The 21,916-nt window shown below is 72.1% G+C and carries 17 protein-coding genes; 11 read left to right on the top strand and 6 right to left on the bottom strand.

All coding sequences use genetic code 11. The annotated features are described in order from the left end of the window. A complete protein-coding gene (locus ACTMTI_RS16835; RefSeq protein ID WP_441121287.1) occupies window positions 1-2,913 on the top strand; it encodes a DUF4132 domain-containing protein in 2,913 nt (970 codons plus the stop codon). Window positions 2,914-3,010: 97 nt separating this feature from the next. Here the strand turns inward: ACTMTI_RS16835 and ACTMTI_RS16840 are convergent, their stop codons facing one another. Continuing rightward, window positions 3,011-3,484, bottom strand: a complete 474-nt coding sequence (locus ACTMTI_RS16840; protein ID WP_441121288.1) for a hypothetical protein — start codon at window positions 3,482-3,484, stop codon at window positions 3,011-3,013. 236 nt (window positions 3,485-3,720) lie between these two features. Next, complete coding sequence (locus tag ACTMTI_RS16845; RefSeq protein WP_441121289.1) at window positions 3,721-5,328, bottom strand: DUF1996 domain-containing protein; 1,608 nt, start codon at window positions 5,326-5,328, stop codon at window positions 3,721-3,723. 683 nt (window positions 5,329-6,011) lie between these two features. Here ACTMTI_RS16845 and egtA point away from each other — a divergent pair. From egtA to egtE, 5 genes are all read left to right on the top strand, one after another. Beyond that, window positions 6,012-7,235 carry an ergothioneine biosynthesis glutamate--cysteine ligase EgtA gene (gene egtA / locus ACTMTI_RS16850; RefSeq protein ID WP_441121290.1) on the top strand — a complete coding sequence of 408 codons (1,224 nt, stop codon included), beginning with the start codon at window positions 6,012-6,014 and terminating at the stop codon, window positions 7,233-7,235. Further along, complete coding sequence (egtB, locus tag ACTMTI_RS16855; protein WP_441121291.1) at window positions 7,232-8,524, top strand: ergothioneine biosynthesis protein EgtB; 1,293 nt, start codon at window positions 7,232-7,234, stop codon at window positions 8,522-8,524. Before egtA ends, egtB begins: the two co-directional genes overlap by 4 nt. A 1-nt stretch (window position 8,525) precedes the next feature. Beyond that, window positions 8,526-9,245 carry an ergothioneine biosynthesis protein EgtC gene (gene egtC / locus ACTMTI_RS16860; protein ID WP_441121292.1) on the top strand — a complete coding sequence of 240 codons (720 nt, stop codon included), beginning with the start codon at window positions 8,526-8,528 and terminating at the stop codon, window positions 9,243-9,245. A gap of 21 nt (window positions 9,246-9,266) precedes the next feature. After that, window positions 9,267-10,247, top strand: a complete 981-nt coding sequence (gene egtD / locus ACTMTI_RS16865) for an L-histidine N(alpha)-methyltransferase (protein ID WP_441121293.1) — start codon at window positions 9,267-9,269, stop codon at window positions 10,245-10,247. A 122-nt stretch (window positions 10,248-10,369) separates the two neighbouring features. Next, window positions 10,370-11,638, top strand: a complete 1,269-nt coding sequence (gene egtE, locus ACTMTI_RS16870) for an ergothioneine biosynthesis PLP-dependent enzyme EgtE (RefSeq protein WP_441121294.1) — start codon at window positions 10,370-10,372, stop codon at window positions 11,636-11,638. A gap of 166 nt (window positions 11,639-11,804) precedes the next feature. Here the strand turns inward: egtE and ACTMTI_RS16875 are convergent, their stop codons facing one another. Both ACTMTI_RS16875 and ACTMTI_RS16880 read right to left on the bottom strand, forming a co-directional pair. Next, window positions 11,805-13,160 (bottom strand): 6-phospho-beta-glucosidase, encoded by a 1,356-nt coding sequence (locus tag ACTMTI_RS16875; protein ID WP_441121295.1) that lies wholly within the window; start codon window positions 13,158-13,160, stop codon window positions 11,805-11,807. A 10-nt stretch (window positions 13,161-13,170) separates the two neighbouring features. Next, on the bottom strand, window positions 13,171-13,929 hold the full coding sequence (locus ACTMTI_RS16880; protein ID WP_441121296.1) for a DeoR/GlpR family DNA-binding transcription regulator: 759 nt from the start codon (window positions 13,927-13,929) through the stop codon (window positions 13,171-13,173). 132 nt (window positions 13,930-14,061) lie between these two features. Here ACTMTI_RS16880 and ACTMTI_RS16885 point away from each other — a divergent pair, with 132 nt between their 5' ends. Genes ACTMTI_RS16885 through ACTMTI_RS16905 form a run of 5 tightly spaced genes read left to right on the top strand, consistent with a single transcriptional unit; the run spans window position 14,062 to window position 20,984 of the window. After that, entirely contained in the window at window positions 14,062-15,258 is a 1,197-nt protein-coding gene (locus ACTMTI_RS16885) for a carbohydrate kinase family protein (RefSeq protein ID WP_441121297.1), read from the top strand. 4 nt (window positions 15,259-15,262) lie between these two features. Beyond that, window positions 15,263-16,639: an ABC transporter substrate-binding protein gene (locus ACTMTI_RS16890; protein ID WP_441121298.1), complete on the top strand. Its 1,377-nt coding sequence runs from the start codon at window positions 15,263-15,265 to the stop codon at window positions 16,637-16,639. A gap of 2 nt (window positions 16,640-16,641) precedes the next feature. Continuing rightward, the gene (locus ACTMTI_RS16895; RefSeq protein ID WP_441121299.1) at window positions 16,642-17,520 is read left to right on the top strand and encodes a carbohydrate ABC transporter permease; all 879 of its coding nucleotides are present in this window, start codon (window positions 16,642-16,644) and stop codon (window positions 17,518-17,520) included. Continuing rightward, a complete protein-coding gene (locus ACTMTI_RS16900; protein WP_441121300.1) occupies window positions 17,517-18,317 on the top strand; it encodes a carbohydrate ABC transporter permease in 801 nt (266 codons plus the stop codon). The genes ACTMTI_RS16895 and ACTMTI_RS16900 overlap by 4 nt, the downstream gene beginning before the upstream one ends. Before the next feature lie 15 nt (window positions 18,318-18,332). After that, window positions 18,333-20,984, top strand: a complete 2,652-nt coding sequence (locus ACTMTI_RS16905; RefSeq protein ID WP_441121301.1) for a sugar-binding protein — start codon at window positions 18,333-18,335, stop codon at window positions 20,982-20,984. Window positions 20,985-21,002: 18 nt separating this feature from the next. Here ACTMTI_RS16905 and ACTMTI_RS16910 read toward each other — a convergent pair whose 3' ends face one another. Together ACTMTI_RS16910 and ACTMTI_RS16915 are read right to left on the bottom strand one after the other, a co-directional pair. Further along, window positions 21,003-21,509, bottom strand: coding sequence for an SRPBCC family protein (locus tag ACTMTI_RS16910; protein ID WP_441121302.1), 507 nt, complete (start codon window positions 21,507-21,509; stop codon window positions 21,003-21,005). Then, window positions 21,506-21,880 (bottom strand): metalloregulator ArsR/SmtB family transcription factor, encoded by a 375-nt coding sequence (locus ACTMTI_RS16915; RefSeq protein WP_441121303.1) that lies wholly within the window; start codon window positions 21,878-21,880, stop codon window positions 21,506-21,508. Before ACTMTI_RS16915 ends, ACTMTI_RS16910 begins: the two co-directional genes overlap by 4 nt. Between the last annotated feature and the right edge of the window lie 36 nt (window positions 21,881-21,916).

Here is a 21,916-nt window from a genome sequence, read left to right on the forward strand (position 1 = left end):
GTGAGTTCGGCCTCACCGGTACATAACCTGGTCATCATCTCGAGCCGGTCAGGGCTCGTCGCCCCCGGCCAGGGCACGCAGCACCTCGGCCTGTTCGACCACCTGCTCCGGTACGGCCAGGCCAAGGCGCTGCTGACCGGGCGTGGCTGGACCGGCATGACCCTGGGCCACTGGGACGGCGCCGGAGGGTCCGGCTGGTGCACCGCCACCAAGGAGCTGCCCGACGGCCTGACCGCCGCCTGGGACTTCCACCTGGACGAGCACTCCTACGAACGCGACGGCTACGGCAACACCGCCTCCATCTGCGTCAGCGGCGACCTCCGCTTCACCTCCGCCGGCGAGACAATCCTGCTGGCCGAAGTGCCGCCGCTCATCCTGTCGGAAGCGCTGCGCGACGCTGACCTGGCCGTCGGCGTCACCTCCACCGGCCTGGACCCCAACGGCACCGGCGAATACTGGCAGTCCTACAGTTTCGGCGACCTGACCGGAACCGCCGAGGTCCGGCGCGACGCCCTGACCAGGTTGCTGCCCCGCCTGACCATCGCCGACCGCTGCTCCCTGGAAGACCGGTTCCTGCTTGTCCGTGGCGACCCTGCGCACGTACAAGATCCATCTCGGCTCGGGCAACATCCTCATGGAGCCCAACGACGCCTATCTGTGCATCGTCCCCCGCGGCACCGGCGATCGGGTCTTCCTGCCCTTCGAGGAGGACGGTGGCATGTTGTCGATCGTTCTGTCCAAGGCGTTCCTCCTGGCCGCCGACGCCACCATCACCGACCCGTCCATCGCCCGCCAGATCCACCTCTGACAGGAACCATCGGCATGCACCTCTCCCCCCTCGCGCAGCGCCTGTTCAATCTGCTCACCGGGACCGCGAACGATCCCAGCTACTGGCCCGAAGCCTCCCAGCTGAGCGTCGGGCTGGTCGCGCAGGTCCAGGCCGGCGTCGGCAGCTCGATAGCGGCGCGGTACGCGCTCGACGAGCAGGTCAGGCAGCGGATGGTCACACCGGCCCGCGAGCTGGTCGAATTCCTGCTGCAGGACGACAGACGATCGGGCGAACCCTTCTCCGTGCTGGTGGCGGCGGGGCTGGCGGGCATGGACGCCGAAGTGCGCTCCCGGCACGCCGAAGTGCGCGGGCCGATCGCGGTCGCCGAGATGGAAGTGCTGCTCGGCTGGGACGTGGAGCGGCGGGCGCTGTTCGCCGAGGCGGTGCGGGAACCGCCATACGGCACCCCGCAGCTGCCCGGCGTGGTCGAATGGCTCAGCGGCCTGCCCGGCTACCTGGACTTCGCCCGGACGGCTCTGGAGATGGCCGAGGCCCGCGTCGCGGCGATCCACGCCGGCGAGATTCCCTACAAAGCGGAGAAGGCGTTCGAGGACGGGGAGAAGGCGGCCATCGGCCGCGCCGTCCGGCTGGCGCTCTTCCGGGACGAACCCTGGCTGCCCGAGCTGCTGGACAGGCTGCTGCGCGGGATCGCGGTGGCGCCCACCCAGGCCAAGACCCTGCCCTCGCAAGGAGTGCTGTTCGAGATCGCCCGCGCGGCGGAGGAGCACCCGACTCCCGAGGCGATCTCCGCGCTGCGCGCCGCCCGCCGGGCCACCCGGCACGCCGGGGTGTCGAAGCAACTGGACCGCAAGTTCAAGCGCATCGAGCCCGCCCTGGCCAACCGGCTGGAGGTGGCGTTCCGGCTGCCCGACGGGCGGGTACGGCAGGCCGTCGGCGAGCACACGGCGGTGATCTCGACCGACGGCGTGGTCGAGCTGTCGTGGTGGCACGGGGACAAGAAACTGAAGGCGGTCCCGGCCGCGGTCAGGCGGGAGCACCCCGACGAGGTCAAGCGGCTGCGCGAGCTGGCCAAGCAGACCCGGCAGCAGCAGGCCACCCTGATCAGGGCACTGGAAGCCGGGTACGCCGGCGAGACGGTTCCGCCGTACCGGCAGTTGGAGGGTCGCTCGGTCACCGATCGGCTGATCTGGGAGTTCGAGGTCTCGCCCGGCGTGTGGCGCGGCGAGCTGGGGTTGACCGTGCCGGACCTGCCGGTGCGGCTGTGGCATCCGGCCCGCGCGTCCCAGGAGGAGGTGCGCACCTGGCGGGAGGTGGTGCAGGGCAAGGAGCTGCGCCAGCCGTTCAAGCAGGCCTTCCGCGAAATCTACTTGCTCACCCCCGCCGAGGAGGCGACCGGCACCTACTCCAATCGGTTCGCCGGGCACGTGGTGGACTACCGCAGGCTCCGTGCGCTGTTCAAGGATCGGGGCTGGGCCTCCGACTTCCTGGGGCAGTGGGACGGCGGCCACGAGGGGGACGCCCAGCGGGTGATGGCGGGCGGACGGTGGCGGGTGACACTGAGCCACGGCCTGTACGACGAGGGCTACGCGGTCACCGACCAGGTCCGCTTCCACCGGCTGGCCGAGGGCCGGTGGGACCAGGCGCCGTTGGCGGAGGTCCCGGCGCTGGTGTTCAGCGAGGCCATGCGGGACGTCGACCTGTTCGTGGCCGTCACCTCGATCATGGTCGATCCCCGGTGGGCCGACCACGGGCCGGACCGGCTGCAGGATTACTGGCGGACCAGCTCTTTCGCGGCGCTGCCGCCCTCGGCCGAGGTGCGCCGCGACGCGCTGTCTCGATTGATCGGACGTACGGCTATCGCCGACCGGTGCACCATAACCGACCGCTTCCTGGTGGTTCGGGGCGATCTACGCACCTACAAGATCCACCTGGGATCAGCGAACATCCTGATGGAACCCAACGACGCCTACCTGTGCATCGTCTCCGCAGGCGACCCCCACGCCGGACTGTTCCTGCCATTCGAGGAGGACGGCCGGTTGGCGCTCATCCTCAGCAAGGCTTTCCTCCTGGCGAACGACACCGCCATCACCGACCCCTCCATCAGCCGCCAGCTCCGGGCTTGATCAAAGCAGACGGGTTTGACCTGGTCACAGGCGTGGCGTCGGGAAACGGCGACGGCCATCGCGTGATTTTTGCGAGCGGAGGCGACGTCGACATGCATCAGTAGGAGCTCGGGGACGGGGCGGAGCCGTCAGGGCCACGTTCTTCGACCGTACCCCCGAATTTCCTGCTCAATTCCTGCATGAAGGACTTGGACTCGGCCGCCAGCGCCCATCGATCGCCCACAAGGTAGACGCCACCGTACATCTCGGCGTAGTCAAGCCACTCGCGCTGGCCTTCGGCCGTATCGAAGTCGAGGAACACATAGGCGACCCCGTCGCGCGTGCATTCCCCCTGCCGGTAATCCATGGCCTTGAGGGTGATCTCGGCCGTGCAGCCGATGGCGGCCGCCAACTGCTGAACGGTATAGGTCCGTGGAGTCTTCTCGCTGGAGCCGGCGGTGCTCACCGCCGGCTTCGGCCCGCTCTTCGCCTCGGCCTGCACGCCGCATCCGGTGAGCGCGAGCGCCGCGGCGATGGCCAGCAGCGACAGGACGATGCCTCCGTAATCGCGCCTCATGACGACGCCGGTCACCCGCGCCGCAGTCTCTGGCGCGGCGCCCCGAGCGCATCGCGGGTGGGAGAAGCCAGCCACGATCTCGCCCTTTCCCATAGCTGATTTGGCCTTCCTCTTAGCGATACGCGGGCGCCATGGTCGTAGTTCACCGCCGGATCCGGCCACTTCCTGATAGGCCGCGTACGAGGTCGGCGCGGCCAGTCGCCTGGCCGTACCGAGCCTCCTCTTCTATGCGGAACCCTGCTTCATTCGAGTCAGCGGCAGCGCCTGCCGCTGTTGATGCAGTCGACGATCTGCTGCATCTGCTCCTCCGTCATCACGTTGATGAAGTCGCTGTGATCGGTGATCGGCTTGTGCAGCTCCTCAGGGAAGCCGTCGACGGCGAAGTTGGGGCCCTGCGGCACGTTGTAGACGAGCCGGTGTTCCAGTGCCGGGATGGGCTGGAAGCCCTGCGGGCAGCTACCGTCGGCCTGCGGGAAGGTGACGTGGGTCCGGTGGTTGGCGCTGTCGATGTTGGCGCCGTCCCAGCAACTCTGGAAGTCGAAGATCCGCACGAGCCTGCTACCTCGCGGGCAGAGCGGGTATTTGTCCGTCAACTGGCGATTCTCAAAGCCGGTGCAGGTCCACCCGGCGTTGGGTTCGGCCCCGCCGACCCGGGCGTTACCGGTGATGATGCGGAGGAAGCGCGGAGCCGGCACTACCTTGCTGGACGGGTTGCCCTTGAAAGTGATCTGCACCGAAACCGGGGTGAGGATCTTGCCGACGTTCAGGTCGAGCCCGCCACCTCGCTGGTTGGCGTCGAACTCCTGCTGACCCAGCGCCCTCAGCACGGGCCAGTAGTGCGTGGACCTGTCACCGTTGCGGCAGGTGGTGCCGGCCGCTGCCAGGCTCTCATTGGTGGACCGGTGGTTGGTGGACTCGTTCCCCACGTAGTCGTGCGTGTGCTGCGCACCGTTGGGCACGCCGGGCGCCACGATGACGTTGTCAGAGTTGAAGATCCGCCCCTCGTTGCGCCCACAGTCCACGCTGAAGGTTCCCCTGGATCCGTTCTGCTGTGTGCGGGGGGTTCTCACGTTCGGCTGCACCGAACGGATGTCGACGAAGTCCTCCGGGACGGGCCCCCTGGCTTGGTCCCCACCGTTGCCGTCGTTCCCGTCGTTCCCGTCGTTGCCGTCGTTGTTGCCGTTCCCGGGGTCGCCATTACCAAGCTGGCAGGTGGCCAGGCCCTGCAGACCGGCCGGTGGCTGGGCGCCGACACGCTGGAAGGCGATCTGGATCCGCTGGATGGCGGCTACCCGCTTGTCCCGCAGCGGGCCAAGGATCGCGTTCTGCACGAAGTTGGGGCCACCCTGCCCCGCCGAGGTCGCCAGCCGCTGATTCGCCTCAGCAATCTGGTTCTCCAATTGCTGCAGGTTCCTCTGCACCTCCGCCTGGGCGCGAGCGGGGACTTGACCCAGCCTGTTCGCCACAGAGGGGCAGACGATCTGGCCGGCGGCACCACCGTTGTTCTGGTCCCCGTTGTTCTGGTCCCCGTCGTTCTGGTCCCCGTCGTTCTGGTCCCCGTCGTTCTGGTCCCCGTCGTTCTGGTCCCCGTCGTTCTGGTCCCCGTCGTTCTGGTCCCCGTCGTTCTGGTCCCCGTCGTTGTTCCCGGTCCCGTCATCCTGCACAGCGCAGGTGGCCAGGCCCTCCAGGCCGGCCGGTGGCTGGGCGCCGACACGCTGGAAGGCGATCTGGATCCGCTGGATGGCGGCTACCCGCTTGTCCCGCAGCGGGCCAAGGATCGCGTTCTGCACGAAGTTGGGGCCACCCTGCCCCGCCGAGGTCGCCAGCCGCCGATTCGCCTCAGCAATCTGATTCTCCAATTGCTGCAGGTTCCTCTGCACCTCCGCCTGGGCGCGAGCGGGGACTTGACCCACCCTGTCCGCCACAGAGGGGCAGACGATGGTCGGCGCGAAGGCCGTGCCGGATGCCCCGCTTGCCGCCGCCTCCGCGGCGCCGGCCGTGAGGCCACCCCACGTGACAGCCAGTGCCGCGAGCATGGCCGCCGTCTTTCTGCGGAACCGTGAGCCATTTTGGTGTCTCATCACAATCCCTCTCTTTGCCTGCAGATGCGACCCGGCCCTCAGGCTCTGTCCCAGGCGGCCGCCTGAGCCTGTAGGTCGACGGGACATCCGCCTTCGAGCGCAGATACGCGCCCGACTGCTGTGAGGGGTCAGCCGAACATTCACTTCACGAAATTCGTAAGATTTGACCACCAAGCGTGATCACGCGAGAACGATTGGCGGGGTCTCCCCGACACCCCGTTATCGGTGGCCGTGTGGGCCCTGGAGGTGGCCGCCGCCCGGCCGAACGCGAGCGCGCCAGGATCGCCCCGGCAGCGCGGTCTCCCATGACGCGGCACCGTGGAGAACGCCACGAGGGCGCCGTACCGGATGGGCTGGTTGGCGAAGTTCCGGTCACGTCCCATCCGCTACGCGAAAAATCGCCCGTAACGCTCGCGCGGTTCGCGGGTCTATAGACCCGTGCGCCACGCGAAGGGGAGACGATGATCGGGCTGACCGTCGAGGGCACGCCGCTGCGGGATGCCTCGGAGGTGGCGGACTACGCGCGCCGCTGCTTCCGTCCAGCCGCCGCCGACCAAGTGGGTGTCGAGCTGGAGTTCCTGGTGTTCGACAGCACCGAGGCGGCCGGGCACGTCCCGCTGGCCAGGGTCGAGCGCGCCCTGCCGGCGCTGCCGGGCGGCAGCCGGGTGACATTCGAGCCGGGCGGCCAGCTCGAACTGTCCGGCCCCGCGGGCCCGCTGCCGGACACGGTGGCCGGCCTGGCCGCCGATGTGGCCGCGGTGCGCGACGCCTTGCGAGCGGCGGGACTGGCGCTGGCGGGGGTGGGCCTCGACCCGGTACGGCCCGCCCGCCGCCAGCTGCGCCTGCCCCGCTACGAGGCGATGGCCGAGTTCCTCGGCGAGCCGTACGGGCCGCTGATGATGTGCTCGACGGCGTCGATCCAGATCAACCTGGACCTGGGCGAGCGCCCGGCGATCCGGTGGGAGCGGGCGCACGCGCTCGGTCCCGTGCTGATGGCGGCCTTCGCCAACTCGCCGCTGAGCGGCGGCCGGCCATGCGGCTGGATGTCGGGCCGCCAGGCCGTCTGGGATCGCCTCGACCGCACCAGGACCGCGCCCGTGCCCGCGTCGGGCGACCCTGCCGCGGACTGGGCGGAATATCTGTTGGATGCCCGGCTCATGCTGGTACGCGAGGGCGAGGAGCGCTATCGCCCGGTCCGCGATGGCTCGACGTTCCGCGACTGGCTGGAAGGCGGCGGCGAGCGCCGGCCCACCGCCGAGGATCTGGCCTACCACGCCACGACGGTCTTCCCCCCGGTGCGGCCCCGGGGCTGGCTGGAGATCCGCTACCTCGACGCCCAGCATCCGGCGACCTGGCCGGTGTGCGTGGCGGTGACCCACGCCCTCGTCACCGACGACCGCGCCGCCGCCGCGGCGCTGGCCGCCGTGGAGCCGTACCAGGGGCTTTGGGCGGTGGCCGCGCGGTGCGGGCTGGCCGACCCGCGGCTGCGCGCGGCCGCCGAGGCGTGCTTCCGCGCCGCGCTGGAGGCTCTGCCACGCCTCGGCGCCGGCCCCGGCCTGGTCGGCGAGGTGGCCGCGTTCGCCGACCGGCATGTGACGACCGGCCGCTCCCCCGCGGCCGACCTGATGGACCTCGTGTCGGGGCAGCGCGTCCCGGCCTGGCTGAACGACGAAGGACCGAAATGAACGACTTCAAGGAACGGATCGCGGCCGAGCTGATCGCGGTCCGGGACCGGTCGCTCGCCTACACGGAGGCGGAGGACGACCTGCTGGTACGCCAGCACTCGCCGCTGATGTCGCCGCTGGTGTGGGATCTGGCGCACGTCGGCAACTACGAGGAGCTCTGGGTGCTGCGCGAGGCTGCGGGCATCGATCCGCTCCGCCCCGAGATCGACGACCTCTACGACGCGTTCAAGCATCCGCGCAAGGACCGTCCCACCCTGCCCATCCTGGGCCCGGCGGAGGCCCGCCGCTACATCGAAGGCGTGCGCGGGCGGGTGCTCGACGTCCTGGACGCGATCGACCTGGACGGTCCCTCCCCGTTGCACCGCGACGGCTTCGTGTTCGGCCTGGTGATCCAGCACGAGCACCAGCACGACGAGACCATGCTCGCCACGTTGCAGCTGTCCGGTCAGCCAGGGCTGGTGCGCGAGGGCGACCTGCCGCCGGGCCGCAGCGCGGGCCCCGAGGAGGTGTACGTTCCCGCCGGCCCCTTTCTGATGGGGACCGGCACGCTGCCGTGGGCCTACGACAACGAACGGCCGGCCCACCGGGTGGACCTGCCCGCGTACTGGATCGACCGGCTCCCCGTCGGCAACCGCGCGTACGCCGCGTTCATCGAGGACGGAGGTTACGACGACCCGCGCTGGTGGACGCCCGAGGGCTGGCAGTGGCGGCAGCGGAGCGGCACCTCGGCCCCGCTGTTCTGGGCCAAGGATGGCGGCACCTGGTGGCGCAGCCGCTTCGGCCGCACCGAGCCCCTCCCGATGGACGAGCCGGTTCAGCATGTGTGCTGGTACGAGGCCGACGCCTACGCCCGCTGGGCGGGCAAGCGGCTGCCCACCGAGGCGGAGTGGGAGAAGGCCTGCGGCTGGGATCCGGCGGCCCGGCGGGCCCGCCGGTACCCGTGGGGTGAGGAGGATCCGGGCCCGGACCGGGCGAACCTGGGCCACCGCGCCGCCCGTCCCGCGCCGCTCGGCGCCTATCCGGCCGGGGCCAGCGCGTACGGGGCCGAGCAGATGGTGGGCGACGTGTGGGAGTGGACCGCCTCCTGGTTCCAGCCCTACCCCGGCTTCCGCAGCTTCCCCTACAAGGAGTACAGCGAGGTGTTCTTCGGGCACGAATACCGGGTGCTGCGCGGCGGCTCGTGGGCGGCCGATCCGGCGGCGGTGCGGACCACGTTCAGGAACTGGGACTACCCGATCCGCCGGCAGATCTTCACCGGTTTTCGCTGCGCCCGTTCGGAGCTGGTCTGAGGTGTGCAGGCACGCGGCCTGGCTGGGCACCGCCCGCCCGCTCACCTCACTCATCCACGAACCCGAGCACGGCCTGCTCAAGCAGTCGTACGCGCCCCGCCACCAGCGGCACGGCCTGGTCAACGCCGACGGGTACGGCATGGGCTGGTACGACCCCGACCGCCCCGAACCGGTGCGCTATCGCCGCACCGTGCCCATCTGGGCCGACGCCAACCTGCCCGCGCTCGCCCAGATCGCCCGCTCGGCCTGCCTGCTGGCGGCCGTGCGCTGCGCCACCGTCGGCATGCCGATCGAGGAGAGCGCCACGGCGCCGTTCACCGACCGGCAGTGGCTGCTCAGCCACAACGGGCGCGTCACCAGGGACGCGCTCCGCGACCTCGCCGACGACCTGCCCGATCGCGCGGAGAGCTCGTGCGATGCCGCCTGGGTCGCCGCCGCCGTGTTCCTGCACGGGCGCGCCGGGCTCGGCCTGGGCGAGGCGCTGACCGAGGTCGTCGTCCGCGCCGGGGAGAAGGACCCCGGCGCCCGTCTCAACCTGCTCGCCTGCGACGGCACGTCGATCGCCGCGACCGTCTGGGGCGACACGCTCTTCTACCACCGGCTGCACGACGGCGTGCGGGTGGCCAGCGAGCCGCTCGACAACCTGCCCGGCTGGCAGGCCGTGCCCGAGCGCAGCCTGCTGATCGTCACCCAGACGGACGTACGCGTCCAGCCGTTGTGATCTCTATCCCCAGGAGGCTCTGTGCCTGTCAGCCAGTCGACCGTGCATGTGATCAACCATCTTGACCGTGACTATCTGCGCCAGGCGCTCGAAGCCGACGTCAGGACCGGGCTGACGGCGTCGCCCAAGTGGCTGCCGCCCAAGTGGTTCTACGACGCGGCGGGCAGCGAGTTGTTCTCCCGTATCACCCGGTTGCCCGAGTACTACCCGACCCGGCGCGAACTGGCCATCTTGCAGGCGCGGGCCGCGGACCTGGCGGTGGCCTGCGGTGCGGACACGCTGGTCGAGCTGGGCTCGGGCACCAGCGAGAAGACCGTGCTGCTGCTGGAGGCGCTCGCCGCGGCGGGCACGTTGCGCGCGTACACGCCGGTGGACGTGGACGCGGTCACCCTCGAATCCGCGGCCCGGCGGGTGGCCGGGAGCTTCCCGGGGCTGGACGTGCGGGCGGTGTGCGCCGACTTCGAGCGCCATCTGGCGTTGCTGCCGCGTACCGGCCGGCGGATGGTGGCCTTCCTCGGCGGCACGATCGGGAACCTCGAACCGGATGCCCGCGGGGTCTTCTTGAAGGAACTGCGCGCGACGCTCCGCCCGGGGGACACGTTCCTGCTCGGGGCCGACCTGGTGAAGGACACCGGGCGGCTGGTGGCGGCCTACGACGACGCGGCCGGCGTGACGGCGGCCTTCAACAGGAACGTGCTGCGGGTGATCAACCGGGACCTGGCGGCGGACTTCGACCCGGAGGCGTTCGCGCACGTGGCGGTGTACGACGCGCGGCACGACTGGATCGAGATGCGGCTGCGGGCGAGCCGGGACATGCGGGTGCGGGTCGGCGGGCTCGGGCTGATCGTGGACTTCGCCGAAGGGGAGGAGATGCGGACCGAGATCAGCGCCAAGTTCCGGCCGGATGGGCTGCGGGAGGAGCTCGTCGCCGCGGGCTTCGAGGTGCGCCGCCGCTACACCGACCCCGCCGGCGACTTCACCCTGGTCCTGGCCGGAGCGTGAACGCCGAGACCGGGCCGGCGGCGGGTACGGCGCGGAGCGCCGAGACGCGACAGGCAGCGGGGACGAGGCGGATCGGCGCGACGCGACAGACAGCGGGGACGCGGATCGGCGCGACGAGCCAGGTGGGGACCGCCGGAACGGCGCCGATCGGCGAGACGTGGCGGGCGGCGCGGAGTGTGGCGCCGCCCGGGCATCTCGACGCGGCCGGCTGCAACGTGCCCAGCGACCGGGTGCTCGACGCGGTCACGGCGCATCTGCGGCTGGAACGGGAGCGCGGCGGCTACGCGGCCGCCCCTGACCTCACCGCGCCGAAGGCCGCCCTGGCCGCGCTGGTCGACGCCGGTCCGGAGGACGTGGCGTTCCTCGAGAGCGGGACGGCGGCGATGGCGGCGCTGCTGGGCGGGTGGCGGCTGGCGCCGGGCAGCCGCGTCGGCTATCCGCGCACCGAGTACGGCAGCACGCTGATGCTGCTGCGCCGCCTGGCCGCCCGGCGCGGCTGGCGGCTCGCCGAACTGCCGGTGGACGGCGATGCGCGCCTCGACCTGGAAGGACTGCGGGCCGGGCTGGCGGCGGGGCTGGACCTGGTGGTCGTCTCGCACATCGGCTCCCATCGCGGCGTCGTGCAGCCGGCCAGAGAGATCGGGGCGCTGTGCCGGGCGGCGGGGGTCCCGTTCGTGCTGGACGTCTGTCAATCGCTCGGGCACGTGGAGGTACGCGGGGCGGGCGCCGACGCGTACGTGGGGACCTCGCGCAAGTGGCTGGCCGGGCCGCGCGGCGTCGGCTTCCTGATCGTTCCCGGCCTCACGCCCGCCATGGACGCCCCGGCCCCCACGCTCGGCGGACACCTCTGGAACGAACCGCCGCCGGCCAACGGCGACGAGCGCGCGGCGCCGGACGGCGACGGGCGCGCGATGCCGTGGGACGGTCATCCGCACGCGACGCCGGACGGCGGCGAGCGCGCGGCGCCGGAAGGCGGGCCGGTGCCGCGGCCCGGCGCGGTTCGGTATGAGAGCTCGGAGGCCGCCGTCGCGGCGCGGGTCGGGCTGGGCGTGGCCGTGGTGGAGCACCACGCGCTCGGTCCGCCGGCGGTCCACGCGCACCTTGCCGATCTGGGCCGCATGGCACGCGCCGTGCTGGATGGGGCCGGGGGCTGGCGCGTGGCCGAGCCGCTCGACGAGCCGTCCGCCCTCGTCACGCTCCGGCCCCCGCCGGGTGACACGGCCGAGCACGCCGCCGCCCGCGCGGCCGCGGCGTCCCTGCTGGTCAACGTCGTGCCGATCGAGAGGGCGCCGCTGGACCTGCGCGAACCCGTGCTCCGCGTCTCCCCGCCGCCCGGCACGCCCGCGGAGACCCTGCACACGCTGGCCCGTGTCCTCCACCGCGTGACGTGAGCCCTGCGGTTCCACGGCGGCCGGTCTCCTCGGCGCAGGCGAGACACCGCATCAGGCTGGCCGTGCGAGCCGCCGGGGAACGGCAGGCGCGACGCCCCCGCCGGGGAACGCCAGGCGCGACGCCACACCGGAGCGTGCGGCTGACGGGACCGGCCCGCGTGCCGCGCTAGCCGGCGGGTGCTCGGCCGGGGAACACCGCGGCCAGCTCCGGGATGCGGGCCCGGTAGCCGTCGAGCAGCTTGTGCGCCGTCGCCACCGAGTCCACCAGCGGATGCAGCGCGAACGCCGCCACGGCCAACCGCGCGGAGCCTGTCAGCGCGGCCTCGATGGCCGTCTGCTCCACCGCCTTCACCTGCTGGACCAGGCCCAAGAAGCGACCGGGAAGCGGACGGGTGGCCAACGGCCGGACGCCCGCGCCGTCCACCGCGCACGGGATCTCCACGACCGCGTCCGCCGGCAGGCCGGGCACGGCGGCGCCGTTGCGGACGTTGAGGATCATGGTGGACGGCTCGCCGCGGGCGATGGCGGCCATGAGCGCGAGCGCGATGCCTTCGTACCCGCCTGCCTCCAGGTCGGCGGCGTCGCGCGCGCCGGCGGCGGCGGTGTCGCGGGCCTCGGCCATGTAGGTGGCGTCGCGCTCCCTGCGGGTCCGGTCCCACTCGGCGAGGGCCTGGCCGGGCCGGGCGCGCACGGTCGCGTAGAAGCGGTCCTGCCGTCTCAGCAGGGACTCGCCGCGGGTCTGCCCGGAGATCGCGGCGACCGACTCCCTGGTGAAGTAGTAGTAGTAGAGGTATTCGTTGGGGAGCGCGCCGAGCGTGCGCACCCAGTCGGCGCCGAAGACGCGGGCCTCCTCGACCTGCCGCAGCGCCGCGTCGTCGGCGAGCAGGTCTGGCAGCACGTCGCGCCCCTGGTGGGTCAGGCCGCGCAGCCAGCCGAGGTGGTTGAGCCCCACGTAGTCGGGCGACACGCGGGCCGGGTCGAGCCCGAGCGCCGCGGCGGCGCGCCGGATCAGCCCGATCGGCGAGTCGCAGATGCCGATCACGCGGTCGCCGAGCACCTGCCGCATGGCCTCGGTGATCATGCCGGCCGGGTTGGTGAAGTTGATGACCCAGGCCTCGGGCGCGAGGGCGGCGACCCGCTCGGCCACGCGCATCGCGACCGGGATGGTGCGCAGGCCGTAGGCGATGCCGCCGGGCCCGGTCGTCTCCTGGCCGGGCAGGCCCAGGTCCAGCGCGACCCGCTCGTCCGCGGTGCGGCCCGCCAGGCCGCCGACACGGATGGCCGAGAAGACGAAGGACGCCCCCCGCAGCGCGGCGTCCAGGTCGGTGGTGATCCGCACCTCGGGCGGGGCCTCGTGCCCGGCGGCGAGCTGGCGCAGCACGTGCCCGATGGCCTCCAGCCGCTCGGCCGACACGTCGTAGAGCACCACCTCCTCCACGCGCGGCTTGCCCTTGTCGCGCAGGAGCGCGCCGTACACGAGCGGGACCCGGAAGCCCCCGCCCCCGAGAACGGCCAGTCTCATCGGCACCCCTTCACGTGAGCAGCACCTCGGCGCCCGCGGCCGCGCAGGTGCGCAGCGTCGCCTCGTCGGCGCCCGCGTTCGTGACGATCACGTCGATGTCGTCGGGACCGCACACCCGCAGGGCGCCGGTGCCGGGGAACTTGTGCCGGTCGACGAGCAGCACCACCTGCTCCGCCGCCGCGATCATGGCGCGCTTGAGCGGCACCTCGGCGAGCGTGGTGTCGACGAGCTGCCCGTCGGGCCGTACGCCGCTGGCCCCCAGGAACACCCGGTCGGCGACCACCTGGCTCAGCGCCGCCTCGGTCAGCACGCCGACCAGCGAGTGGTACGGCCGCCGCACCATGCCGCCCAGCACCAGCAGCTCGACCTCCGGATCGGCACGGAGCACGTCGACGACGGCGAGGCTGGAGGTGACCACGGTGACGCGGCGCCCGCGCAACCTGCGTGCCAGGCGCATCGTCGTCGTCCCGATGTCGAGCAGGATCACGTCGCCGTCGCCGACGAGCTGCGCGGCCCGCTCGGCCACGGCCTCCTTGTCCTGCTCGTCGACCGCCGCCACCGCGGCGAAGGGCCGCTCGGCGTCGGCGTCGACGCCGGCCAGCGCGCCACCGCGGACGCGCCGCAGCGTGCCGTCGCGGTCGAGCACCTCGAGGTCCCTGCGGATGGTGGACGGGCTCACGCCGAGCTGGCTGGCGAGATCGCGGACGCTGGTGGCGCCTGAGAGCCGGACGCGGCGCATGATCTCGGCATGCCTGAGGCGCTGAAGCACGCTCGGAGTGTATCAGTCATATTCGCGCATGAGTAAGCAGTTTGCTCCACCTGCTCGCGCGAAACACTTGAAGTGAGCGAGTAAACGTGCAAGATTGCGCACATCTCGATGTGTCGAGGAGGATCCATACCCGTGGCTGTCCAGGCGTACGACCCTCTCGCCGGCGAACGGACCCCGGAGGGGCCGCAGTTCGACGTGTTCCTGGCCGGCACGGTCTTCCTGGACATCATCTTCACTGGTCTGCCCGCGATGCCCGCCGCCGGAACCGAGATCTGGGCCGAAGGCATGGGCTCGTGTCCCGGGGGCATCGCCAACCTCGCCATCGCGACCAGCCGGCTGGGCCTGCGCACGTCGCTGGCCGCCGCGTTCGGTGACGACGACTACGGCGACTTCTGCTGGCGCACCCTGGAGGAGCAGGAGTCGGTCGACCTGTCCAGGTCGCGGCGCTTCGAGCACTGGCACTCGCCGGTCACGGTCTCCATGGCGGTCGACCGCGACCGCAGCATGGTGACGCACGGCCACCCCGCCCCCATGCCGGCGTCGGAGATGATCGGCACGCCGCCCCGCTCCAAGGCGGTGATCGTGACGCTCTCCCCGAAGGAGCCGCTCGGCACGCCCGGCGCCGCGTCCAACTGGGCCGAGCTGGCGCATCGCGACGGCGCGCTCATCTTCGCGGACGTGGGCTGGGATCCGTCGGGCGCCTGGTCGCGGTCGCTGCTGGACCAGCTCTCGGTCTGCCACGCGTTCATGCCCAACGCGACCGAGGCGATGGCCTACACCGGCACCGACACCCCGCGCGACGCGCTGTACGCGATCGCCGACAAGGTGCCGCTCGCCGTGGTGACCGACGGGGCCAACGGCGCCATGGCCATCGACTCCGTGACGGGCGAGGAGGCGTTCGTGCCGGCGCCGCGGGTCACGGCGCTCGACCCGACCGGCGCGGGCGACGTCTTCGGCGCGGGCTTCGTGCTCGGCACGCTGTCCCGCTGGCCGCTGGCCGACCGGCTGGCGTTCGCCGGGGTCTGCGCGGCGCTGGCCGTGCAGGAGTTCGGCGGCTCGCTGGCCGCCCCGGGGTGGGGGGACATCGCCGACTGGTGGCACGAGGTGCGGGCCGCGGCCGGCCGCAGCGGCGCCTACGGCAGCTCGCTGGCCCGCCGCTACGCCTTCCTCGACCGGCTGGTGCCCAGCGTCCCGGTGGGCGCGGTGCGCCGCGCGGCCGCCACCATCGCCCGGTACGCCGACGTGGGGACGGCCTCCCAGGCATCAGCAAAGCGCCCCGACGAGCCCGAGGACCCGGACACGCCTCGCGTGCCTGCGCAAAAGGAGTAACGCCATGATCCCCCCGACGCGACAGCCACGCCGTTCCATGACGATCGCCGTGCTCGTCGCGGGCGCCGTGGCCCTGGCCGGGTGCGCGCCCGGCTCCTCGGCCCCGCCCACGCCGTCGTCCGCGCAGCCGAGCGCGGTGCGCACCGACGCCGCGGCCCTCGGCAACGTCACGCTCACCGTCTGGGACCAGGAGGTACGCGGCGGGCAGGCCGCCCAGATGACGCAGCTCAACACCGCCTTCCAGGCCAAATACCCCAACATCAAGCTCAACCGGGTCTCGCGCTCCTTCGACGATCTCAACACCACCCTGCGCCTGGCGCTGAGCGGCAACGAGCCGCCCGACGTGGTGGAGGCCAACAACGGCCGCTCGTCGATGGGCGCGTTCGTGAAGGCCGGCCAGCTCCGCCCGCTGGACGCCTACGCCGAGGCGTACGGATGGAAGCAGCGCTACCCGGAGTCGGTGCTGCGGTACTCGCGCTACAGCGCCGACGGCAAGCTGTTCGGCGAGGGCAACCTGTACGGCCTGCCGCAGGTCGGCGAGGTCGTCGGCATCTTCTACAACCGGGCCAAGCTGGCCAAGCTGGGCCTGCGGCCCCCGAAGACCTGGCCCGACTTCGAGACGGCGCTGGCCACGGCCAAGGCGGCCGGCGAGGTGCCGATGCAGCTCGGCAACCTCGACAAGTGGCCGGCCATCCACGTGTTCGGCACCGTGCAGAGCCGCCTCGTGCCCGCCGATCAGATCAGCACGCTGGCCTTCGGCCGCAAGGGCGCCTCCTGGAACACGCCCGAGAACACCCAGGCCGCCGAGCAGCTCACCGGCTGGGCCGACAAGGGCTTCTTCAACAAGGGCTTCAACGGCCAGGGCTACGACCCGGCGTGGCAGGCGTTCGGCAAGGGCCAGGGGGTGTTCCTGATCGCGGGCACCTGGCTGCTCGCCGACCTGCAGAAGAACCTGGGCAAGGACCTGGGCTTCATGCTGCCGCCCGGCAGCACGCCCGACGCCGCGCCGGTCGCCACCGGCGGCACGGGGCTGCCGTTCGCCATCACCGCCAAGAGCCCCAACCCGGACGCAGCGGCGGCGTACATCGACTTCATCACCAGCGCGGACGCCATGAAGGTGCTCACCGGCACCGGCAACCTGCCGGTCGCCGACACCGGGAAGCAGACCGTGCCGGCGGGGCCGCAGCAGGACGTCTTCACCGCGTTCGGGACGGTGACCGCGAAGAACGGGCTGGTGCCGTACCTGGACTACGCCACCCCGACGTTCGCCGACACGCTCGGGGCGGCGTTGCAGGACCTCCTGGCGAAGAAGGCGACGCCGCAGGAGTTCCTGGCCACGCTGGAGAAGGACTACAAGACCTTCGCCGAGAGCAACGGGTGAGCATGGCCCGGCCTCCCGGGGAGCCACGCCGCGTCGCCTACCTCTACCTGCTGCCCGCCTTCGCCGTTTACGCGGTGTTCCTGCTCTACCCGATCGGGCGGGCGGTGCAGCTGTCGCTGTACGACTGGGACGGGCTGTCCCTCGGCCGGTGGGCCGGGCTGGACAACTATGTCGCGATCGTCGCGGACGAGGGGCTGCGGGCCGCCTTCGGCCACGCCCTGGTGCTCATCGTGTTCTACGCGGCCGGGCCGCTGGTCATCGGGCTGACGCTGGCGGCGATACTCAACCACGCCAAGGTGCGCGGGCTGGGGTTCTTCCGCACGGTGGTGTTCCTGCCGCAGGTGATCGCCATGGTGGTGGTGGCGGTCGCGTGGCGGCGCGTGTACGCCCCGGACGGCACGCTCAACGCGCTGCTCGGCGCGCTCGGGCTCGACTCGCTGACGCGGGGCTGGCTGGGCGACTACACCTTCGCGCTGCCGGCGGTCGGGGTGGTCGGCACGTGGTTCGAGAGCGGGCTGGTGACCGTGCTGCTGCTGGCGGGGATGAGCCGCGTCCCGGCGGAGCTGTACGAGGCGGCGCGGCTCGACGGGGCGGGCGCGGTCAGGGAGTTCTTCGCGGTGACGCTGCCGTCGGTGCGCGGCGAGATCGCGGTCGCCCTGACGCTGACGGTGATCGCCGCGCTGCGGACGTTCGACCTGGTGTACGTCACGACGCGGGGCGGGCCGGGCGACTCCACGTCGGTGCCGTCGTACGAGGTCTACCACCGGGCCTTCGGGCTCGGCCAGGTCGGCTCGGCGGCGGCCATCGGCGTCACCCTGACGGTCGTCATCTTCGCGATCTCGTTCGGGATCAACCGGTTCGCGGACAGGAGGGTCTCGTGATCTCGCGCGGGGAGCGGGTGGCCAACTACGTCATCCTGTCGGTGTTCGCCGGGTTCGCGCTCTTCCCCATCGTGACGATCCTGGCGGCCGCGCTCGGCCCCGCCGACAGCGGCGGCACGGCCGGGCTCGGGAACTTCACGGCGGCGTGGGAGATCGGCCGGTTCGACACCTATCTGCGCAGCAGCCTGGCGGTGTCGTCGTTCGTCGTGGTCGTCAGCGTCATCCTGTCGATCATGAGCGGGTACGCGTTCGGCACGATGCGCTTTCGCGGCCAGTCGGTGCTGTTCTACCTGTTCATGCTGGGGATCATGATGCCGAGCGAGGCCATCGCCGTACCGCTCTACTTCGATCTGCGCACGCTCGGCCTGATCGACACGTTCTGGTCGGTCGCGCTGCCGCAGGTGGCGCTGTCGGTGGCGTTCGGCACGTTCTGGATGCGGGCGTATTTCCGCGCCTCCAGCCGCGCGATCGTCGAGGCGGCCCGCATCGACGGGGCCTCCACCTGGCGCATCCTGTGGCAGGTGCTGGTGCCGCCGGCCCGGCCCGCGGTCGTCACGCTGACCGTGCTGGTCTTCATGTGGACGTGGAACGAGTTCCTGATCCCGCTGATCATGGTGACCAGCGAGTCGCTGCGGACGGCGCCGCTGGGGCTGGCCTTCTTCCAGGGCCAGTACACCTCCGGCTTCACCCTGCTCGCGGCCGGCTCGGTCATCGTCGCGACCCCGGTCGTGCTCTTTTACCTGTTCCTCCAGCGACATTTCGTGCGCGGGCTGCTCCAGGGGGCAGTCCGCGAGTAGACCTCCGGAGGTTCCGTGCGCACTTTCATGGTTCTGGCCGCCGCGGCCGTACTGGCCGTCCTACCCGCCCCCGCCGCCCCCGCCGGCTCGCACGCGGACTCGCCCGTGGACCTCGACGCGCTGTTCGTCGGCGCGCATCCTGACGACGAGGCGTTCACCCTGTCGACGCTCGGCCAGTGGAACGAGGACCACGGCGTGCGGACCGGCGTCGTCACCGTCACCCGGGGCGAGGGCGGCGGCAACGCCGTCGGTCCCGAGGAGGGACCGGCGCTCGGCCTGCTGCGCGAGTCCGAGGAGCGGACGGCGGTGGCGAAGGCCGGCGTGCAAGAGGTGTTCAACCTCGACGACGTCGACTTCTACTACACGGTGAGCGCCCCGCTGACCGACCAGGTCTGGGGCGGCGACACCCTGGAGAAGGTCGTCAGGATCGTCCGCCAGACCCGGCCCGAGATCCTGCTGACCATGGACCCGGCTCCCACGCCGGGCAACCACGGCAACCACCAGCAGGCCGCGCGGCTGGCCATCCAGGCCTTCTACGCGGCGGCCGACCCCAAGGCGTTCCCCGAGCAGATCACCCGCGAGGGACTGCGGGCTTTCGCGCCCGCCCGCCTGCTCACCGGCGGGGCGCGCGGCACCTCACAGACGGGGCCGTCCTGCGCCGCGACGTTCCGTCCCGCCAACCCGGCGCAGAACGTGTACGGCGTGTGGAGCGGGCGCGCTTCGCAGGGCCAGGGCCGGACGTGGGCCGCCATCGAGCGTGAGGCCCAGCGCACGTACGCCTCCCAGGGCTGGGCCGTCTTCCCCGACGTGCCCGCCGACCCCAACCAGCTCGGCTGCGACTTCTTCACGCAGGTGGACGCCCGGGTGCCGGTTCCCGAGCCGGGCACCGCGGCGGCGGCCGCGCCCACGGCGATCCTCGACGGCGCACTGACCCGATCGCCCGGCGCCGTACCGCTCGGCACCCGGTTCGGCCTGCGGACCAGCGCCTTCGACGTCCGCCCGGGAACGTCGTTCAGCGTCGAGGTCACCGCGGCCGCGCCGCCTCGTGAGGCGCTGGGCCGCTCGTCCGCGGCGTTGCGCGTGCCCGCGGGCTGGCAGGTCAGCGGCTCCGGCGACCTGGGCAGGATCGCTCCCGGGCGCGCCGGGTCGGCGGCGTTCACGGTGACGCCGCCGCAGGGCGCCGCCGGGCGGGCCCGCATCGGGGCCGTGCTGACCACCGAGCGGGGCGGCGGCTACACCGACCGGCAGGTCGAGGCCGGTCCCGCCGTGCGCGGCGGGCAGCAGCTCCTCCCCCAGGTCGCCCAGTACGAGAAATGGGTCGCCGAGCTGGGCGTGGAGCAGCTGCGCGGCCTGGTCACGCCGGTGCTCACCCTCCCGTCCGGCGGCTCCCGGCAGGTCGGCGTCGTGGTCACCAACGTGAGCGACGCCACACGGTCCGGCACCGTACGCATCGACCTGCCCGCCGGGTTCACCGCCGACCGCACCGAGGCGGCCTACAGCGGCCTGGCCGCGGGGGCCTCGACGACGGTGCCGTTCACCGTCACCAACTCCGACCCCTCGCTGAAAACCTCCAACGAGGGCGGCGACTACGCCTACACCATCACCGTGGACGGCACGGTCACCGGCCGGCCCGCGCTGGAGCTCGTCCCCGCGGCCTCGATCCCGCAGGCCACGACAGAGCTCACCGTCGACGGGGTGGCCGGCGAGGGCGAATACGCCGGGCCCGCGCTGGACCTCTCCCGCCTGTGGGAGGGCGCCGCGTGCGCGTCGGCGGCCGACTGCTCCGGCACGGCCCGGCTCGCCTGGCGCGACGACACGCTGTACGCGCTGGTCCAGGTGAAGGACGACGTGCTCGGCACGCGGCTGGCCGGCGCCGACTGCAAGCGGCATTGGCGTACCGACTCGGTGGAGGTCACCCTCGATCCGCGCGGCACGTCCGAGAACACCTCCACGACGTTCAAGGCGGCGGTGCTGCCGGTGACGGCCGAAGGGCCGCCGTGCGCCCTGCGCGACGCCGACAACCGCCAGGGCCCGGCCACCAGCGTGCGGATCGCCTCCAAGGTGTCCGCCGGCGAGTACGCCGTCGAGCTGGCCATCCCGATGGAGCTCCTGCCCGGCGCCGTCGATCCCGCGCACCTCGGCCTCAACATCCTGGTGTACGACTCCGACACCCAGAACAAGACCGGCCAGACCCGGATCGGCTGGTCGACGTGGGGCGGCGTGCAGGGCGACCCGTACCGGTGGGGCGTCGCGACGCTGCCGGGCTACCGGCCGCCCGCGGACCGGCCGGTCCCCGACCCGGTGATCCCGGACACCGCCCTGTCCAGCCTGGACTCCCCGCAGTCGCTGGAGCAGGCGGTCCGGATCCACGTCCCGCTCGCGGGCGGGCCGGCGGCGAAGGCGTCGGAGAGCGGCCGGGTGATCTCCGCCGTGCGCGGCCAGGACGCGGTGAAGGTGACGCTGCGGGCCGGGGCCGCCGGCAAGGCGCACTTGTTCGTCCGCGACGCTCAGGGGACGGCGGGCAGCCGCGTCGTCACCGTTTCCGGCAAGGGGACGACGACCGTGACCGTGGCCCTGACCCGTGCCCTCGCCGCCTCCCCGGCGGTGGTGGCGGGCTGGCAGGCGTCCGGCGGGGGGACGGCGGCCTCCCAGGTCCGGGTGCGCTGAGGGCCGCTCCGCGGGAGCTCAGTCGCCGGTTCCCGCGGACAGGTCTCGGTAGTAGTGCTGCATCGCGGGGTAGTAGTCGGCGAAGTCCGGCTGGGGCGAGCCGTCAAAGGCGGCCGCGAGCATGTCGAGGTAGTAGTCCCAGCCGGGGCCGACCTCGCCGAGCCCGTCCACGCTGTCGAGGTGCTGCACGAACCGCAGCTCCGTCGTGCCGTCCGTCTCGGACAGCAGCAACTCGAGCCGCCAGGCGCCGAACTCGTCGAGCGCGGAAACGGCCAGCCGGCGCGGTGGTTCGCACGCGTCGATGTGCAGCTCGTACCAGGGCTGCTCCTCCTCGTACAGCATTTGCACCTTGATCGTACGGCCGGGCCCGGCCTCGCCTTCCCACGGCCCGTACCAGCGGGCCGTGCGGTGGGACTCGGTGACACTGGCCCACACGTCCTCGATGGGCGCGCGGAAGGTCCGGACGAGCACGAGATCGCTTCCCGTGCTCGTCCCGAACAGCCTGCCGGTGGGGCGAGGGCTCATGCCGTGCCTTCCTTCCTGTCGTCCGCCGTGGCGGTGCCGGGGCCGTTGTGGCGGCGTTCGCGGCGGGTTCGGTAAACCTCTGTCTCCAGCGCGTCGAGGCGGTTTTCCCACCCGGCGGGCCGGACGAACGGGACAAGCCAGGCGACCAGCTCGGTGAACGGCTCGGGATCGAGCATGTAGAAGCGCTGCCTGCCGACGAGCTCGGCGCGGACCAGCCCGCTCTCTCTCAGCACGCGCAGGTGACGGCTCACGGCGGGCCGGCTGATCGAGAACCGCTCGGCGACCTCTCCGGCGGAGAGCCGCCCATCCCGGAGCATCACCAGAATGCTCCGCCGCACCGGGTCCGCGATGGCCCCTGCAATCTCGTCCACCCAAGAAACGTAACCTACTGGTTACGTGTTTGCCAA

It is taken from the genome of Nonomuraea sp. H19 (genome assembly GCF_052068215.1).
In the GTDB taxonomy this organism is placed as follows: Bacteria; Actinomycetota; Actinomycetes; order Streptosporangiales; family Streptosporangiaceae; genus Nonomuraea.

Bases quoted from the DNA above. Each gene is read 5' to 3' on its own strand.
- ACTMTI_RS16895 (WP_441121299.1), top strand. From the start codon at position 16,642: ATGGCCCGGCCTCCCGGGGAGCCACGCCGCGTCGCCTACCTCTACCTG.
- ACTMTI_RS16910 (WP_441121302.1), bottom strand. From the start codon at position 21,509: ATGAGCCCTCGCCCCACCGGCAGGCTGTTCGGGACGAGCACGGGAAGC.
- egtB (WP_441121291.1), top strand. From the start codon at position 7,232: ATGAACGACTTCAAGGAACGGATCGCGGCCGAGCTGATCGCGGTCCGG.
- egtA (WP_441121290.1), top strand. From the start codon at position 6,012: ATGATCGGGCTGACCGTCGAGGGCACGCCGCTGCGGGATGCCTCGGAG.
- ACTMTI_RS16875 (WP_441121295.1), bottom strand. From the start codon at position 13,160: ATGAGACTGGCCGTTCTCGGGGGCGGGGGCTTCCGGGTCCCGCTCGTG.
- ACTMTI_RS16890 (WP_441121298.1), top strand. From the start codon at position 15,263: ATGATCCCCCCGACGCGACAGCCACGCCGTTCCATGACGATCGCCGTG.